Origin of the sequence: Methylobacterium sp. AMS5 (assembly GCF_001542815.1) — a bacterium.
Lineage (GTDB): Bacteria > Pseudomonadota > Alphaproteobacteria > Rhizobiales > Beijerinckiaceae > Methylobacterium.
The window spans coordinates 2,771,745-2,789,145 of record NZ_CP006992.1; the positions used below are offsets into that span (position 1 = coordinate 2,771,745).

Genomic DNA, 17,401 nt, shown 5'->3' on the forward strand with positions numbered 1-17,401 from the left:
CAGGCTTTTCCGGCGCCGCTCCCAGAGTGTCGAGCGCGCCGGCTGCGAGGAACGAAGACCCATGGCGAACACGACTCAGAGCGCGAAGGACCGCGTCGTCATCTTCGACACGACGTTGCGCGACGGCGAGCAATGTCCCGGCGCCACCATGACGCTCGACGAGAAGCTGGCGGTGGCCGAGCTGCTCGACGGGATGGGCGTCGACATCATCGAGGCCGGCTTCCCCATCGCCTCCAACGGCGACTTCGAGGCCGTCTCCGAGATCGCGCGGCGCACCAAGCGGGCGACCGTGGCGGGCCTCGCCCGCGCCATCCCGGCTGACATCGCCCGGGCGGGCGAGGCGGTGCGGCATGCCGAGCGCGGCCGCATCCATACCTTCGTCTCGACCTCGGCGATCCACCTCGCCCATCAGATGCGCAAGACGCAGGACGAGGTGATGGAGATCATCCTCAAGACCGTGGCCCAGGCCCGCGACCTCGTCGAGGACGTGGAATGGTCGGCCATGGACGCGACCCGTACCGACATCGATTACCTCTGCCGCTGCGTCGAGGCGGCCATCCGCTCGGGCGCCACCACCATCAACCTGCCCGACACCGTCGGTTACGCCACGCCGCAGGAATACGGCGCGATGTTCCGTCAAGTTCGCGAGCGCGTACCGAACGCCGACAAGGCGATCTTCTCCGTGCATTGCCACAACGATCTCGGGCTGGCGGTGGCGAACTCGCTCGCCGGCCTGGAAGGGGGCGCCCGGCAGATCGAGTGCACGATCAACGGCATCGGCGAGCGCGCCGGCAACGCGGCGCTCGAAGAGATCGTCATGGCGATCCGCACCCGTGCCGACGTGATGCCCTACGACACCGGCATCGACACGACGATGCTGACCCGCGCTTCGAAGCTCGTCAGCCATGCGGCGAACTTCCCCGTGCAGTACAACAAGGCCATCGTCGGCCGGAACGCCTTCGCCCATGAGAGCGGCATCCATCAGGACGGCATGCTCAAGCATTCCGAGACCTACGAGATCATGACCCCGGCCTCGGTCGGGCTCGCCAAGACCTCGCTGGTGATGGGCAAGCATTCGGGCCGGGCCGCCTTCAAGTCGAAGCTCGGCGAGCTCGGCATCTCGCTGTCCGACAACCAGTTCCAGGACGTGTTCGAGCGCTTCAAGGCTTTGGCCGATCGCAAGAAGCACGTCTACGACGAGGATATCGAGGCGCTGGTGGACGAGAAGCTCGCCACTGCCCACGACCGCATCAAGCTCGTTTCCCTGTCCGTGATCGCCGGCACGCGGGGCCCGCAGCGCGCGACGATGAAGATCGAGATGGACGGCCGCGTCTTCACCGCGGAGGCCGACGGCAACGGCCCGGTGGACGCGGTCTTCAACGCGATCCACGAGATCGTCCCGCACGACGCGGTGCTGGAACTCTATCAGGTCCACGCCGTGACCGAGGGCACCGACGCCCAGGCCGAGGTCTCGGTCCGGCTGAAGGCCGGCGAGCGCTCGGTCACCGCCCGCGGCGCCGACCCGGACACGCTGGTGGCCTCGGCCAAGGCGTATCTCTCGGCGTTGAACAAGCTCTCGGCCGCCTCCGTTAGGCTGCACGCCCAACACGCCGCGGTGGTCTAGCCAGCGCTCGTCCCCTCCGATCCCCTCATCCTGAAGCGGCCGCCTTGGCGGGCCTCGAAGGAGGGCTCCAGGGATGGCGAGACTTCTGGAGGCCTCCTTCGAGGCTCCGCTTCGCTTCGCACCTCAGGCTGAGGGCGCGTTCTGGAAGATCGGCCTTGCGGCCGATCCGGCTCGAAAAGTCGATCAGCAAAAATGCCCGCTTACCGCTCCCGCACCACCACCCATGGCCGCAACATGGCCGGCGCCCGCGGCCTGTGGCGCGCCACCGGCATGAAGGATTCGGATTTCGGCAAGCCGATCATCGCGGTGGTGAACTCGTTCACGCAGTTCGTGCCCGGCCACGTCCACCTGAAGGATCTCGGCCAGCTCGTGGCCCGCGAGATCGAGCAGGCGGGCGGTGTGGCCAAGGAGTTCAACACCATCGCGGTCGATGACGGCATCGCCATGGGCCATGACGGGATGCTCTACTCGCTCCCGTCCCGCGAGCTGATCGCCGATAGCGTCGAGTACATGGTCAACGCGCATTGCGCCGACGCCATGGTCTGCATCTCGAATTGCGACAAGATCACCCCCGGCATGCTGATGGCGGCGCTGCGCCTCAACATCCCGGCGGTGTTCGTCTCCGGCGGCCCGATGGAGGCCGGCAAGGTGGTGATGAACGGCGTCACCCGTAAGTTCGACCTCGTCGATGCCATGGTGGCCGCAGCCGACGACCGGGTGTCGGACGAGGATGTCGCCGTCATCGAGCGCTCGGCCTGCCCGACCTGCGGTTCGTGTTCGGGCATGTTCACGGCCAATTCCATGAACTGCCTGACCGAGGCGCTCGGCCTGTCGTTGCCCGGAAACGGCTCGACGCTGGCGACGCATGCCGACCGCAAGCGCCTGTTCGTCGAGGCCGGCCACCTCATCGTCGATCTGGCCCGCCGCCACTACGAGCAGGACGACGCCAGCGTTCTGCCGCGCTCCATCGCGACGATGGCCGCCTTCGAGAACGCGATGACCCTCGACATCGCCATGGGCGGCTCGACCAACACGGTGTTGCACCTGCTCGCCGCCGCGCATGAGGGCGAGGTGCCCTTCACCATGGCCGATATCGACCGGCTTTCGCGCCGGGTGCCGGTTCTGTGCAAGGTCGCCCCGGCGGTCGCGAACGTCCACATGGAGGATGTGCACCGGGCTGGCGGCATCATGGGCATCCTGGGCGAACTCGACCGCGCCGGCCTGATCGACCGGTCCGTCGGCAATGTCGGCTCGGGCACGCTGGGCGCCGCGCTCGACCGCTGGGACGTCACGAAGACTCAGAGCGAGTCGGTCCAGACCTTTTTCCGCGCCGCGCCCGGCGGCGTGCCGACCCAGGTCGCCTTCAGCCAGGCCTCGCGCTGGGACGAACTCGACCTCGACCGCGAGGCCGGCGTCATCCGCGCGGCCGAGCACGCCTACTCGAAGGATGGCGGGCTGGCCGTGCTCTACGGCAACCTCGCGGAAGACGGCTGCATCGTGAAGACGGCCGGCGTCGATGCCTCGATCCTGACCTTCACCGGCACCGCCCACGTCTTCGAGAGCCAGGATGCGTCGGTGGATGCCATTCTCAAAGGCCGGGTGACGGCCGGCGAGGTGGTGCTGATCCGCTACGAGGGCCCCCGCGGCGGCCCCGGCATGCAGGAGATGCTCTATCCCACGAGCTACCTGAAATCGAAGGGCCTCGGCAAAGCCTGCGCGCTCGTCACCGACGGCCGATTCTCCGGCGGCTCCTCCGGCCTGTCCATTGGCCACGTCTCGCCGGAAGCCGCCGAGGGCGGTCTGATCGGCCTCGTCGAGCAGGGTGACCGGATCGAGATCGACATCCCGAACCGGCGCATCCACCTCGCGGTGGACGAGGCCGTGCTGGCCGAGCGCCGCGCCGCCCGCGACGCGGAAGGCTGGCGTCCGGCCACGCCCCGCAAGCGCAAGGTCAGCGCGGCGTTGCGCGCCTACGCCATGCTCGCCACCAGCGCCGCCAAGGGGGCGGTGAGAAGGATTGAGGAATAGGGCGCCCTCCAAACAGGCCGTCATCGCCACCGCGTTTCGGCCGGTCGACTGAATGTACCCAAATGAACTCTGAACACTACGGACTTCGCGTGGATGGCAAATGCATTGTCATCGCTATAACAAGCGAGAGTACCTTGCAGAGGATTTTTGCTAATTTCATCGAAGTCGGTGCTATCGAACTCGGTCCGTCAGCTTGGCTTATCGATGACTCTATTCCGATTGAGAAGTTACATGCTGTGATTGGCGATCTGAGTGACGGTGAGATGGTGTACCATTTTGCGAGCGGCTCGGATCGAATGAGGAGTGGCTTCTTTGTTTCTAAGAAATCAGAGGGCGACAACATTATTAAATCTTCCAATTAGATTTACTGAATCGGGTACACTTTATACGTAGTGGAGTTCAGTTAATGATAAATACTTTCTGGGTCGAAACTTGCCTTGCCTCGACGATTTAAAAAGCTGATTCGCGGTGCAGAAATGCCAAGTAATTTAGCCCCGTGAAACGTTGTGACATGCTTCGAGGCTCGCATCTCGCAAGCGCTTCCGCATGAGGTGATGTGGTCGGCCGCAAAGCGTTTGCGGTCTCCCCTCGCGCATCGGGCACGGATCGCGCATAGACGCGTTCTCAGACGGAGCTTCGCTCCGGACGGGACCATCGCCTATGCAAATCGCCACGCCCTACCTGATGTTTCTCGGCGACGTGCCGGACCGGCTCGCCGCCAAGACCGCCTACGGCATCAATGACTGGCGCCCCGAATGGTGCGTCGGCCAGCTTCGGATGGACGGCTGTGCCGCCGATCTCGGCATCCCCGACCTGACGCTGGAGGAGGCCGTCGCCAAGGGCTGCAAGACCATGGTCGTCGGCGTCGTCAATGCCGGTGGCGTGCTGCCCGACCACTGGGTCGCGGAGATCGTCGCGGCGCTCGATGCCGGGCTCGACGTGGCGAGCGGGCTGCACGTCCGGCTCGGATCGATCCCGCAGATCGCCGAGGCGGCCAAGCGCAGCGGGCGCGCCCTGCATGACGTCCGCCACACCACCGAGACCTTCCCTACCGGTAAGGGCACCAAGCGTCCGGGCCGGCGGCTCCTCACCGTCGGCACTGATTGCTCCGTCGGCAAGAAGTACACCGCGCTTGCCCTCGAACGCGGCATGCGCGCGCGTGGCTTCGATGCCGATTTTCGCGCCACGGGTCAGACCGGCGTCTTCATCTCCGGCCGAGGCGCGGCCATCGACGCAGTGGCGGCCGATTTCATCTCCGGTGCCGTCGAGTGGGTCTCCCCGGCGGCCGAGCCGAATCACTGGGATCTGATCGAGGGGCAAGGCTCACTGTTCCACCCCTCCTTTGCCGGCGTCAGCCTCGGCCTGCTGCACGGTGCGCAGGCCGACGCCTTCGTGATCTGCCACGAGCCGACCCGCACCCGCATGCGCGGCGTCGAGGCGAGCCTGCCGACGATCCAGGACATCATCGACCTGACCATCCGCTGCGGCTCGCTCACCAATCCGGGCATTCGCCCGGTCGGCATCGCCGTGAACACGCAGGCCCTGGCCGAGTCGCAGGCGCGCGCGCTGCTGAGCGAGGCGGAAGCCGTCAACGGCCTGCCCGCCACCGATCCCGTGCGCTTCGGCGTCGAAGGGATCGTGGACCGGATCGCCGCCGAGTTTCCGGCCTGAGGGAGAACAGTCGATGCCGCGTCTGACCGTTGCCGTCGAGCGTTTCCCCATCGCCGGATCGTTCACGATCTCCCGCGGCAGCCGCACCGAGGCGGTTGTCGTCGTCGCGACCGTCGAGGATGGTCCGTTTCGCGGCCGGGGCGAGTGCGTACCCTATGCCCGCTACGGCGAGACGGTGGAGAATGTCGCCGCCTTCCTTGCTGAGCAGGCGGCATGGATCGCCGACGGGGGAGGGCGGTTCGACCTCGCCGGGCGGATGAAGCCGGGTGCTGCCCGCAACGCCCTCGACTGTGCCCTGTGGGATTTCGAAGCGAAGCGCACCGGCAGGCCCGCTTACGAACTCGCGGGGGTTGCCGCACCGGAGCCGGTCACCACCGCCTATACGCTGAGTCTCGGCGATCCGGAGGCGATGGAGGAAGCGGCCCGCGCGGCGGCGCACCGGCCGCTGCTGAAGGTGAAGCTCGGCGGCGAGGGCGACCCCGAGCGGATCGCTGCCGTGCGCCGCGGCGCGCCGGATTCACGCCTCATCGTCGATGCCAACGAGGCTTGGCGTTCGGAGACGATCCGCGACAACCTCGCGGCCTGCGCAGCAGCGGGTGTCGGCCTGATCGAGCAGCCCCTGCCGGCGAGCGAGGACGGGTTGCTCGCCGAGATCGACCGCACGATTCCGATCTGCGCCGATGAGAGCCTGCACGACCGCGCCGGGCTCGACGCGCTGGCCAAGCGCTACGACGCGATCAACATCAAGCTCGACAAGGCGGGCGGCCTCACGGAAGCGCTGAAGCTCGCCCATGAGGCGCGGGCGCGCGGCTTCGAGATCATGGTCGGCTGCATGGTCGGCTCGTCGCTCGCCATGGCGCCGGCCCTGCTGCTTGCCCACCACGCGGCCTACGTCGATCTCGACGGGCCGCTGCTGCTCGCCCAGGACCGTGTGCCGGCCATGCGCTACGAGGGCAGCACGGTCTATCCGCCGCCGCCCGAGCTGTGGGGTTGAGCGCCGTCCCTACTGCACCGAGCGGATCGCCAGCGACGGCACCACGTCCTCGCCGAGACGCAGGCGGGCGTCGAGGATGGGTGCGGCCGGCTCCTCGGCCTGCTGCTGCGCGAGGTCGGCGATGGCCTGATACTGGCTCAGGCGCCGGTCGATCATGCCGTCGAGCTTCTCGTGGACTTCGGCCACGGTCAGGCTGCGGCGCTTGGCACCGTCCTTGGCGGTGAAGATGGCGCGGTTGGCACGCGCGGCCCGGCCGAAGGCGGCCTTGGCGACCTTGTCCGGATCCTCGGCGCTGAGTGACAGGAACTTGCCGGCGCTCGCGGTGCCGAGGAAATGCGCGAGGTAGAGTTCGGTGGTCTTCAACTCACGGCCGATCCGCGCCTCGATCCGGCTGCGGTCCCGCTTGATCAGCTCGCCGGCCATCAGGCCGGAGATGTAGGGGTCGTTGCGCAGGTCGAGCACCCGCTTGCGCGTCGCCGCGTCGGCGATGGTGATGCCGGCGCCGTGACCCTTCACCGCGGCGGCGTCATCGGCCATCCCGTGCTTAGCGCCGTACTGGCGGATCATCTCCAGCCAAGTGCCGGTGACGAACTGGAACAGACCCTGCGCCGAGGAAGCGGAGGACTTCACGCCGGTATCGAAGCTCGATTCCTTGTCGGCGAGCGCCATCATGTAGACGGGATCGACGCCGGTCACCTCGGACGCCTTCAGGATCGTCTCCACCAGCGGACGCGGCACGCTCATCTCGCCGAAGCGGAGGATTTCGTCGTCGGTGTCCGAACGGAGATTGGCCAGCGACGCCTGCATGCGTTCGATCGAGGCAGTCAGCCCGCCATCTTGGCCGAGCAGCGCGGTGCCGCCCCATTCCGCCTCGGCCCCGGCCGGGCGGAGATCGGCCCGCACCATCATCGGGATCGTTATCGAAACATGTGCGTTCTCGTAGGCGGACACGTCCTGCGGCCCGGCCAGCAGCAGGGTCACGCTGGCGGCCAGTGCGGTAAGGCTGCGCACCAGCGGCGAACGAACGCGCGACGGCTGCGAAGCAGCACCGTTGCCGGCATTCGACCCGCAAGGCACGAGTCGGCTTACGTCGTCGGCGCAGCGCGCCGGCTCCGGGTAAACCCCCATCGGTCTTCCTTGTTGGTGCCTCGGCGTTCTTTTGTGCCGGGCTTCGTTTGACCGGCGGAGGTTTCGCCGCCGGGTGTGACCACAATGGGACCACCCCGTGATCCAAACGTGATCCCGTTAATGCAGCGTTAAGCCATTGTGTTTACGATATTTTAACCAAAAGATGCGGTCCCGGCGCAATCCGGCCTGCGGCAAAGATGGCAGGGTCGGCGCCGGAACGCACCGGGTTGGTCACAGTTGTCATGGGCCGCGCGGCCTCCCGTTAGGGTTCATCCCAAGGCGTCAGCGCCACCACAACAGAAAGATCGAGTTCCCATGGGCATTCAGACCGGTCGACGCGTCGGAGTGGCGTTCGTTGGCATGGGCGGTGCAGTCGCGACGACAGCCATCGCCGGCATCGAAACCATCAAATCGGGTTCGAACCGTCTGGATGGCCTTCCGCTCGCAGGTGTGTCCGTCGCCGGGATGGCCGATTACAAGGATCTCGTCTTCGGCGGCTGGGATCTGAACGGCGACGACCTCGCTTCTGCCGCCACCGGCCACGGTGTGTTGACCCGCGAGGATATCGAGAGCGGCGCCCAGGCACTCAAGGGCATCACGCCCTGGCCGGCGGTCGGTTCGGCCAAGTTCTGCAAGAACATCGACGGCGGCAACCGCATCGTCGCCAAGGACCATCGTGAGACCGTCTCGGTCATCGCCAACGACCTCAACCGCTTCCGCAAGGAAAGCAACCTCGACGATGTGGTGGTGATCAACCTCGCCTCGACCGAGCGCTGGCCCGATCTTTCCGTCCCGGTTCTCAACTCGGCCGAAGCCTTCGAGAAGGGGCTCGATTCGAGCGACGAATCGATCTCGCCGGCGATGCTCTATGCCTATGCGGCGATCAAGAGCGGCGTTCCCTACGCGAACTTCACGCCCTCCATCGCCGCTGACGTGCCGGCCCTGATGGAACTCGCCCGCGAGCTGAATGTCCCGGTCGCCGGCAAGGACGGCAAGACCGGCCAGACCATGATGAAGACGGTGCTGGCGCCGGCCCTGAAGGCCCGCCAGCTTCACGTCGATGGCTGGTTCTCGACCAACATCCTCGGCAACCGCGACGGCTTGGCCCTCAACGATCCGAACTCGCTGCAATCGAAGCTCAACACCAAGGGCACGGTGCTCGACTCGATCCTCGGCTACCCGGTCGAGGATCACCTCGTGCACATTCACTATTACCGCCCGCGCGGCGACGACAAGGAAGCCTGGGACAACATCGACGTCACCGGCTTCATGGGCCAGCGCATGCAGATCAAGGTCAACTTCCTCTGCAAGGACTCGATCCTGGCCGCACCGCTGGTGATCGAAATCGCCCGCGTGCTGGATCTCGCCAAGTCCCGCGGTGACGGCGGCGTGCAGGAGCAGCTCTCGACCTTCTTCAAGGCGCCGATGGTGAAGAACGGCCACGGTCCGGAGCACGATTTCGGCAAGCAGCAGCGCATGCTGTTCGACTGGCTCGGCGCGCAGCAGTAAGGCTCCGAGCGCGTGACGCGTTTTTCGGAAACCGGACCGGCAGCCCCCGTCGCCGTGCGGGAGCTGCTGGTCGAACTCGGCGATCTCAAGCGCGTCCGCTCGGCGGGACGTTCGGGCTCGATCGCCGAGCGTCTCTTCGCTCAAGGGTGGTCGGCGCTCACCGGCGGCGCCCCGCCGGAGACCATCGCCCTCGACATCACGGCCAAGGCGCTGGCCGCCGCGCGGCTCTGCGACCTTGATGCCGCGTTCCTCGCGACCGCCGGGCTCGATGAGGCGCAGGCCTCCGCCGTGCTGGTCGCGGGGCTCGATGCGGTTTCGGAATCGGTCGATGCCGGGTTGCGGGATCGGCTGCGGGCCTGCCTGCGCGAGCCCGCCGCTCTGTCGGCCGGTCCCGTGCCTGGCTTCGTCGGCGCCCTGGCGCAGCAGCCACGCGCGGGGGTGACCTGCCCCGGCAAGCCGCGCATCCTGCTCGAACCGCCCGAGAACCACGCCGAGCATTGCCTCGTCGTGGCGGTCTACGGTGTGCTGCTCAGCCCATTCTACCGGGCCGATCCGACAACCGTGTTCCTGGCGGCGATGGCACATCACTTCCACAATGCGGCAATGCCCGATGCCGGCTTCACCGGCGAGATGCTGCTCGGCGACCATCTCTGGCCGATCGTCGGGCGTTGCTCCGAATGGGCCTTGGAGGAACTTGAGCCGCCGCTGCGGGAGACGGTTCGCGCCGCTCGCCTCGTCCTCGCGGATGATGCCACGGCTGAGGGCCGCGCCTTCCACGCCGCCGATTCCATCGACCGGGTTCTGCAGATCGCCCAGCACCTCCGGGCCGCCTCGCTGACGATGGATACGGTGCTGGGTGAAATGGAACTGGTCCATGCCGGGCCGGTCAAGGCTTTCCAGGATCGCGTTCTGACCGATATGCGCATCCCGTGACGTCCCGCGCTGTCCGGCAGAATCCAGGCTCATGATCCCCTTCGATCTCCTTTCGCCGGAGACCGGCCACAGGCTCAAGGCCGACGGCGCGCATGCCCTGCGCGACGCCGAAACCGGAGCCCGCTGGCCCGTCATCGACGGCATTCCCTATCTTCGCACCGGCCGCGGCAGTCTCGTCGCGGCCGCCCTCGATCATCTCGACACCGATCGGCGGGAGGACGCTCTCGTCCTCCTGCTGGCCGATCAGGACGATTGGTGGACCGGTCCGCCGGCCGACCCGGAGGCGTTGCGCCGGCTGGTGCGGGAGCGCGCGAGCGCCACCCTGCGACAGGCGGTGGATTGGCTCGGCTGGGGCCGTGTCGGCGACTATTTCGTCAACCGCTGGACCGACCCGACCTTCCTGGCGGGCCTGAGCCTGTTGGAGGCGCACTGGAACGATCCGGTCTGCGCGTTCGAGCTTGCCTGCGGCATCGGCCACTACCTGCGCGAACTGAAGCGCCGCGGCGTGAAGGTCGCAGGTGCGGACGTGGTCTTCGCCAAGCTCTGGGTCGCCCGGCACTGGGTGGTCGGCGAGAAGGCGCAGCTCGTCTGTTTCGACGCGTCCTCGCCGCATTGGCCGATCCCCGAGGCGCCGGTCGACCTCGTGATCTGCAACGACGCCTTCTACTTCCTCGACGACAAGCCGGGCATCCTGTCCTGCCTGCGGCAGACAGCCGGGGAGGAGGGCTGGCTTGCCCTCAGCCACATCCACAACAGCGGGCGGCCTGGCTTCTCGGCCGGCAAGGCGATCTCGGCGACCGAAATCGAGGAGCTGTTCCCGGACGGGCTCGTCTATGACGACGCCGAACTGACCCGCGCCCTGGTCGAGGCCCGCGCACCGCAGCCCCGCGAGCCGCGCGACCTTCGGAGCTGCGAAGCGTTCTCGGTCGTGGCCGGGCCCGGAATGCGTCCGGCGCCCCGGGCAATCGTCGACGGCATCACGCTGCCGCCGGCGGACGCGGCGCTTCACCTGAATCCGCTCTACGTGCCCGACGAGGGCGGCTTCGCCATTCGCTGGCCGTCGGAGCGCTACGAGGCCGAGTACGCCTCACAGGCGACCTATCCGCTGCATTCGGACGGCCCGGAGGCCATCGACTGGAACGGCAAGCCCAACACTTCGGACGCGGCGCGGGTACGCCGCCGCGAATACGTCGATCTGCCGGAGCGCTGGTGATGGTGGGAAGCGTCGGCTGGGGCATCGTCGGCTATGGCTGGGTCGCCCGTGACTACATGGCGCCCGGCATCCGCGCCGCGGGTCATCGCCTGATCGCCGTGGCCGATCCCGGCGCGGCGTCGCGCGCGGCAGCGGAAGCCGAGGGTGCGCGGGCGCATGCCGACCTCGCCGGATTGATCGCCGAACCCGAGGTCGAGGCGGTCTATGTCGCCACGCCGAACCATCTTCATCGCGGCGCCGTCGAAGCGCTCTGTGCCGCCGGCAAGGCGGTTCTGTGCGAGAAGCCGATGGCCGCCGCCCTCGCCGATGCCGAGGCGATGGCGGCGGCGGTGCGCAGGTCCGGCGCCTTCTACGGCACCGCCTTCGACCAGCGCCATCATCCCGGCCACCGCGCCATGCGCGACCTCATCCGCGCGGGACGGCTCGGCACGGTGACGGCGATCCGCATCGTCTATGCCTGCTGGCTCGACCGGGCCTGGGCATCGTTCCGGGGCCAGGACAATTGGCGCATCGATCCGGCCCAGGCGGGCGGCGGCGCGCTCATCGACCTCGCGCCCCACGGGATCGACCTCGTGGATTTCCTGCTCGGCGAGCCGATCGCCGAGATCGCGGCCATGACCCAGGCCCGCGCGCAGGACTACGCCGTCGATGACGGCGCCCTGCTGATCGGCCGAACCGGCTCGGGCGCGCTCGCCCAGCTCAACGTCGCCTACAACTGCCCCGACGCCCTGCCGCGCCGACGGCTGGAGGTGGTCGGCACAAGCGGGATGCTGACCGCGACCGACACGATGGGCCAGACCGCAGGCGGCAGCGTCACCTTCACGAACGGTGCGGATGGCCGGGTCGAAGACATCGCCTTCGACAAGACGGCCTCGCCCTTCCTCGAACAGGTGCGCGCCTTCGGCCGCGCCCTGCGCGAACGGGACGAGCGCGCCGCCTGGGACGCCGAGCGCGACCTGCACACCATGCGCCTGATCGCCCGCGCCTACGCGGCGGCGGGCAAACCGGCGGGCCGCGACGCGGCCTGACGACGATTGTTAGGAGCAGACCGTACGATCCCAACCCTCGCCCTCATCCCGAGGTGCGCAGCGAAGCGCGGCATCTCAGGATGAGGTTCAGGGTTGGAGACGGGACGGTCAGCCGCTGCTGATGGAACGGACATGACTGCGACCGACGCCCTCGACCGGGACGACCGCGCCCACCACCCGAATCTCGCGGCGCCGCGCCCCTATCGTCGTGGCGCCCCGCGCCGAACCGAGGGGCTGCCCGCGCGGCTGCCCGATGTCGTGAAGGCCTATCTCGACGTTCTGCCGGAGGGCCGGGTCGTCGGCTTCAATCTGGCGGGGCTCGACCGCACCGGCATCCCGGTCTGGTTCGTCGCGCTCTTTCTCGATGACCCGTTCTATGTCGGCGCCATGCCCTCCGGCATCGGTTACGGCGCCACCGACGACGAGGCCCTGATCGGCGCGGTGGCCGAGATCGCCGAAAACCTGATGCCATCCGTTGCCTTGCTGCCGCGCAAGGGCGACAACCAAGCGGCCGTCTCCTACGCCGACCTCTCACGCGTCTACGGCGCATCCTCCGTCGCCGACCCGCTGACGCTGTGTCTGCCCGCTGGCTCGTCCGTCGGCCGCGATACCCCGCTCGACTGGACCAAGGCGGTCCGCGCCCGCACCGGCGAGTCGGTGTGGATGCCGCTCGATATCGCCGCGACCGATTACTTCGAGTTGCGCGAGGGCTATCAGCCCTTCACCAACCTCATCACCAACGGTCTCGGTGCCGGACCGGACGTGGCGTTTGCGTTGGGTCACGGCCTGCTCGAACTGCTCCAGCGCGACGGCAACGGCCTGCTGTTCCGGGCCCTCGACCAGGGCGTGATGCTCGACCTCGACGGGATCGGCCCCGAGACGCGCGGCATGCTCGATAGGCTGGAGAGCCTCGGCATCCGCGCGCTGCCGAAATTCGCCACCGACCAGTTCGGGCTCACCAACCTCTACGTCGTCGGCTACGATGTGGACCCGGCCCGGACGCCCGCGCCGATCGCGCTCTCGGCCTGCGGCGAGGCCTGCGATCCCGACCGCGAGCGGGCTTTGCGCAAGGCGCTCCTCGAATTCCAGGCGGCGCGCGTCCGGAAGACCTTCGGCCACGGGCCGCTGGCGCTCGCCGACACGGTGGCTCCGCCCGGCTATGTCGAATCCTTCATCCAGAAGGCGTTGCCGAGCCTCGATCTGGAGGAGAGCCGCGCGCTTCAGGCCATGCTCGCATGGCTCGACCTCTCTTCGGCCGAGCTGCGTCAGGTTTTGAGCAACACGGTCTATTCCGAGCGCAGCACCAAGGCGTTTTCCGACCTGCCGACGACACCGGCCCCGGATGGTCACGCCCGCGGAAAGATCGCTCGCGACCGCCTGGAGGAGGCGGGCTTCGATGTGCTCTACGTCGATTGCACGCCGCCCGGCGGCGGGATCGGCGTGGTCAAGGCGATCGTGCCGGGGCTCGAAGTCGAGACGATGAGCTACTACCGGATCGGCGAGCGCAACGCGCGGAAGCTGATCGAGCGCGATCACCCTCTGATCCGCTTCGGCACACCGACCGACACGCTGCTGCCCGTCCGCCTGACGCCGGAGGCGATCGAGCGCCTCGGCGGCCAGCCGCTCTTCGACACGGCTTTGGCCGAGCAGATCGTCGGCTCGCATTATCCGCTCTACCGCGAGCCGGAATCGCACCACGCGCCGTTCCGCTACGAGCGCCAGGGCCGCCGGGCCGTGCGGAGGCCTGCATGAGCCTGCGCTTCGCCTACAACACCAACGGCACTGCCAACCACCGCATCGAGGATGCGATCCGCCTCATCAAGGATGCGGGCTACGACGGCGTCGCGCTCACCCTCGACATCCACCATCTCGACCCGTTCGCCGAGAATTGGGTGATCGAGGCCGATCGCATCGCCAGCATTCTGAACCGGCTCGAACTCGGTTCGGTGATCGAGACCGGCGCCCGCTTCCTGCTCGACCCGACCGCCAAGCACGAGCCGACGCTCGTCACCGCCGACGCTTCGGGCCGGGCACGGCGCGTCGGTTTCCTCAAGCGGGCGATCGAGATCGGACGGATCCTGAACTCCGAGGCCGTCTCGTTCTGGGCCGGCGTGCCGAAGGCGGGCGTGGATCACGGCGAAGCGCGGGGATGGCTGATCGAGGGTCTGCGCGAGGTCTGCGACTTCGCCGCCGAGAAGGGCGTCGTCGCAGCCCTCGAACCCGAGCCCGGCATGCTGATCGAGACGCTCGACGACTTTGCCGCGATCGATCTGCCGGGCCTGTCGCTCGCCCTCGATACCGGTCACTGCCTCGTGACGGGGGAACGCGATCCGGCCGCGGCCGTGCACGAATTCGCCCCACGCCTCGGCACCGTGGCGATCGAAGACATGAAGCGGGGCGAGCACATCCACCTGCCCTTCGGCGAGGGTGACATGGATGTCCCCGCCGTTCTGGACGCGCTCGACGCGATCGCGTTCGGGAAGCTGGTCTGCGTGGAGCTCTCGCGCGAGTCGCACCGGGCCGACGTGATGGTCGGCCAATCCCTCGATTATCTCCGCACCTGCCGCCGTCCCGGTCCCGGACTTCCGATGCCGGACACCACACCGCGCGAAGCCGCGATGCCCGGGCTGCCCACGTCATGAGAATCTGTTTCGTCAGCCGCCGCTACTTTCCGGCGATCTCCGGCATGAGCGTCTACGCGCAGAATCTCCTGCGCGAGGTGGCGGGGGCCGGCCACGACGTGACGATGATCTCGCAATATCGCGGCGACGAATTCGGCACGCGCGTCTATGGCGGCGGTCCGCCGCCCGCCGTGCCCGGCGTCCACGTCATCGGCCTCGAACAGAATGGCGAGCAGGAGGGGGGCGATTTCGAGCGCGACATCGATACGATCGTCGCGACGATCTGCGCCGAGCACGCCAGGAAGCCGTTCGACGTTCTGCACGCGCAATACGGCTATCCGACCGGCTGGGCGGTGTTGCTCGCGGGCAAGCGGCTCGGCGTGCCGACAATCGTCTCGATCCAGGGCGGTGACGGCCACTGGGTCGGCTCCTGCTGCGAGACGCATCGCCGTGCGATGGTCGAGGTGCTGGCCCATGCCAACGCGCTGCTGATCGGCGGGCAATCCTTCCTTGCGGAAGTCTGCGACCGGCTCGGCTCGGATCCGGCCCGCTTCACCATCGTCCCCGGCGCCGTCGATACAGCCCGCTTCACCCCCGGACCACGCTTTCAGGCCGAGCGCGAGGACGAGGAGCCGGTGCGGCTGCTCTACCATGGCCGGGTCGACCGCCGGAAAGGCGTGCTCGACTTCCTCGACGCCCTGGAGCGGCTTTGGGAGGCCGGCGTGCCGTTCGATGCGACGATCTCTGGCATCGGACCGGATGTCGAGTCCGCCCGCGCGAAAGCGGACGCCATCGGTTTCACCTCGGCACAGGTCCGCTTCACCGGCTACGCCGACTACGACACGGTGCCGGACCTCTACCGCGAGGCCGACGTCTTCGTTTCGCCGACCTATGCGGAGGGATTCTCGAACACGATTCTGGAGGCGATGGCCGCTGGGCTCGCGGTGGTTTCGACCCACTCCGTCGGCGTCTCGGATTGCCTGCGGGACGAAGAGAACGGCCTGCTGGTGAATCCCGGCGATGTGCGGGCGCTCACCGCCGCCCTTCGGCGGGTTCTGGAAGACGACGATCTGCGCCAGCGTCTCGCCGAGGCCGGATTGGAGGAGTGCCGCCGGGTCTATTCCTGGACCGCCGTCGGCCGGCAGATCATGGACGTCTATGCGCAGGTCGCCGGGGAGCGTCCTCACACGGATGTCCCGGACACGCTGCCGATCGACGCCGAATGCCGCTTCCGCAAGGAGCCGCACCTGCTGTGACGCGCACCGCACTCGCCATCTCGCCGCATCTCGACGATGCAGTCTTCTCGGCCGGCGGCACGCTGGCGCGGCTCGCCGCGCAGGGCTGGCAGGTCGTCATGGCGACGATCTTCACGGCATCGGTGAGAGACCCGCGCGGCTTCGCCCTCGCGTGCCAACTCGACAAGGGGTTGGCGCCGGAGGTCGATTACATGGCCCTGCGCCGCGAGGAGGATCGCGCGGCGGCCCGTGCGCTCGGCCTCGATGAGCCGGTCCACCTGCCGTTCCGGGAGGCGCCGCATCGCGGCTACGCGTCGGCGCCGGAATTGTTCGCCGAGCTTGCCCCCGACGACCGGATCGGCGCCAACCTCGCCGACGCGTTCGAGCGACTGGTGGCCGATACCGGGCCGGACCTGATCCTCGCGCCTCAGGCCGTCGGCGGCCATGTCGATCACGTGCAGGTCGTGCGCGCCTTCCGCGCCGCGCAGCCGCCCCTGCCGGTACTGTGGTGGCGTGACTTCCCCTACACGGTGCGCAGCACCGAGCCGAAAGAGCCGCTGCGGGCGATCTTCGAGCATTGGCCCGAACAGGTCGTGCGCCTCGATTCCGATGCCGAGCACCGCAAGGCGCAAGCCTGCGCCGCCTACGGCTCGCAGATCGGCTTCCAGTTCGGCGGGCTGGAGGGATTGCGTACGCGCCTCGCCGCCGAGAACGGCGTCGAACGCTTCCGCTTGCAGGGCCGGGTGCCGCCGGATCTGCGCGATGCCGGCTTCGCCTGACGCGCCCAAGAGCCTGCGCGAACCCGCCCTTCTCGAGGAGCGCCGGGCGATGGCCGACGCGCCGCATGTCCGGCCGCTGCGCGCCTTCGCCCGCATGATCGCCGCCGAGCGCGGCGCGGCCGTACCCGATCCCGATCCGCTCGACGGCGGTGTGGAGGCGCGGCTGCTCCTGCTGCTCGAGACACCGGGCCCCTCGATCGGCTGCACCGGCTTCGTCTCCCGCGACAACCCGACCGGCACCGCCGCCAACCTGTTCCGCTTCCTGGCCGAGGCCGGGATCGCGCGGCGGGACACGCTGATCTGGAACGCGGTACCCTGGGTGATCCACGCGCCCGGCGCACTCAACCGCGCGCCCCGCCGATCGGAAGCGAGCGCCGCCGCGCCATACTTCGCGCCGCTCCTTGCTCTGCTGCCGCGGCTCGCCGTGGTCGTCCCGGCCGGGCGCTTCGCGCGCGAGGCCTCGGCGCCGCTCTCTGCCCTTTGCCCGTCGCTGCCGGTGGTGGCGATTCCCCATCCGAGCCCGACCTATGTCTGCACCGCGCCCTCCGTGCGCGAGCGCATCCTGACGGGCTTGGCAGAGGCGGCCGCGCATCTCGCTGCGGCGCCGTGACCGTCCGGATGCCGCGATTTCAGCCGCA

Annotated in this window: 15 protein-coding genes; 14 read left to right on the forward strand and 1 reads right to left on the reverse strand. The window is 68.2% G+C overall.

From position 1 onward, the window contains the following. Positions 1-61 precede the first annotated feature (61 nt). The 5 genes from Y590_RS12400 (at position 62) to dgcA (ending at position 6,317) form a co-directional block, all read left to right on the forward strand. Positions 62-1,624: a 2-isopropylmalate synthase gene (locus tag Y590_RS12400; RefSeq protein ID WP_060770108.1), complete on the forward strand. Its 1,563-nt coding sequence runs from the start codon at positions 62-64 to the stop codon at positions 1,622-1,624. 192 nt (positions 1,625-1,816) lie between these two features. Continuing rightward, a complete protein-coding gene (ilvD, locus tag Y590_RS12405; RefSeq protein ID WP_060770109.1) occupies positions 1,817-3,652 on the forward strand; it encodes a dihydroxy-acid dehydratase in 1,836 nt (611 codons plus the stop codon). Between the two features lie 62 nt (positions 3,653-3,714). Beyond that, complete coding sequence (locus tag Y590_RS26440; RefSeq protein ID WP_144439972.1) at positions 3,715-4,014, forward strand: hypothetical protein; 300 nt, start codon at positions 3,715-3,717, stop codon at positions 4,012-4,014. Between the two features lie 298 nt (positions 4,015-4,312). Next, the gene (gene dgcN / locus Y590_RS12410; protein ID WP_060770110.1) at positions 4,313-5,323 is read left to right on the forward strand and encodes an N-acetyltransferase DgcN; all 1,011 of its coding nucleotides are present in this window, start codon (positions 4,313-4,315) and stop codon (positions 5,321-5,323) included. A gap of 13 nt (positions 5,324-5,336) precedes the next feature. Further along, on the forward strand, positions 5,337-6,317 hold the full coding sequence (gene dgcA / locus Y590_RS12415) for an N-acetyl-D-Glu racemase DgcA (protein WP_060770111.1): 981 nt from the start codon (positions 5,337-5,339) through the stop codon (positions 6,315-6,317). A 9-nt stretch (positions 6,318-6,326) separates the two neighbouring features. Here the strand turns inward: dgcA and Y590_RS12420 are convergent, their stop codons facing one another. Further along, on the reverse strand, positions 6,327-7,445 hold the full coding sequence (locus Y590_RS12420) for a transglycosylase SLT domain-containing protein (protein ID WP_060770112.1): 1,119 nt from the start codon (positions 7,443-7,445) through the stop codon (positions 6,327-6,329). A 315-nt stretch (positions 7,446-7,760) separates the two neighbouring features. Here Y590_RS12420 and Y590_RS12425 point away from each other — a divergent pair, with 315 nt between their 5' ends. The 9 genes from Y590_RS12425 (at position 7,761) to Y590_RS12465 (ending at position 17,373) form a co-directional block, all read left to right on the forward strand. Further along, positions 7,761-8,954 (forward strand): inositol-3-phosphate synthase, encoded by a 1,194-nt coding sequence (locus tag Y590_RS12425; protein WP_060770113.1) that lies wholly within the window; start codon positions 7,761-7,763, stop codon positions 8,952-8,954. A gap of 12 nt (positions 8,955-8,966) precedes the next feature. Continuing rightward, positions 8,967-9,887 (forward strand): HD domain-containing protein, encoded by a 921-nt coding sequence (locus Y590_RS12430; RefSeq protein ID WP_201026733.1) that lies wholly within the window; start codon positions 8,967-8,969, stop codon positions 9,885-9,887. 31 nt (positions 9,888-9,918) lie between these two features. Then, positions 9,919-11,100: a class I SAM-dependent methyltransferase gene (locus Y590_RS12435; RefSeq protein WP_060770115.1), complete on the forward strand. Its 1,182-nt coding sequence runs from the start codon at positions 9,919-9,921 to the stop codon at positions 11,098-11,100. Next, on the forward strand, positions 11,100-12,128 hold the full coding sequence (locus Y590_RS12440; protein WP_060770116.1) for a Gfo/Idh/MocA family protein: 1,029 nt from the start codon (positions 11,100-11,102) through the stop codon (positions 12,126-12,128). The genes Y590_RS12435 and Y590_RS12440 overlap by 1 nt, the downstream gene beginning before the upstream one ends. Before the next feature lie 132 nt (positions 12,129-12,260). Beyond that, positions 12,261-13,880 (forward strand): YcaO-like family protein, encoded by a 1,620-nt coding sequence (locus Y590_RS12445; RefSeq protein WP_060770117.1) that lies wholly within the window; start codon positions 12,261-12,263, stop codon positions 13,878-13,880. Beyond that, complete coding sequence (locus tag Y590_RS12450) at positions 13,877-14,770, forward strand: sugar phosphate isomerase/epimerase family protein (protein WP_060770118.1); 894 nt, start codon at positions 13,877-13,879, stop codon at positions 14,768-14,770. Before Y590_RS12445 ends, Y590_RS12450 begins: the two co-directional genes overlap by 4 nt. Then, the gene (locus Y590_RS12455; RefSeq protein ID WP_060770119.1) at positions 14,767-16,005 is read left to right on the forward strand and encodes a glycosyltransferase family 4 protein; all 1,239 of its coding nucleotides are present in this window, start codon (positions 14,767-14,769) and stop codon (positions 16,003-16,005) included. Before Y590_RS12450 ends, Y590_RS12455 begins: the two co-directional genes overlap by 4 nt. After that, on the forward strand, positions 16,002-16,763 hold the full coding sequence (locus Y590_RS12460; protein WP_060770120.1) for a PIG-L deacetylase family protein: 762 nt from the start codon (positions 16,002-16,004) through the stop codon (positions 16,761-16,763). The genes Y590_RS12455 and Y590_RS12460 overlap by 4 nt, the downstream gene beginning before the upstream one ends. After that, positions 16,747-17,373, forward strand: coding sequence for a uracil-DNA glycosylase (locus Y590_RS12465; RefSeq protein WP_060770121.1), 627 nt, complete (start codon positions 16,747-16,749; stop codon positions 17,371-17,373). The genes Y590_RS12460 and Y590_RS12465 overlap by 17 nt, the downstream gene beginning before the upstream one ends. Positions 17,374-17,401 lie beyond the last annotated feature (28 nt).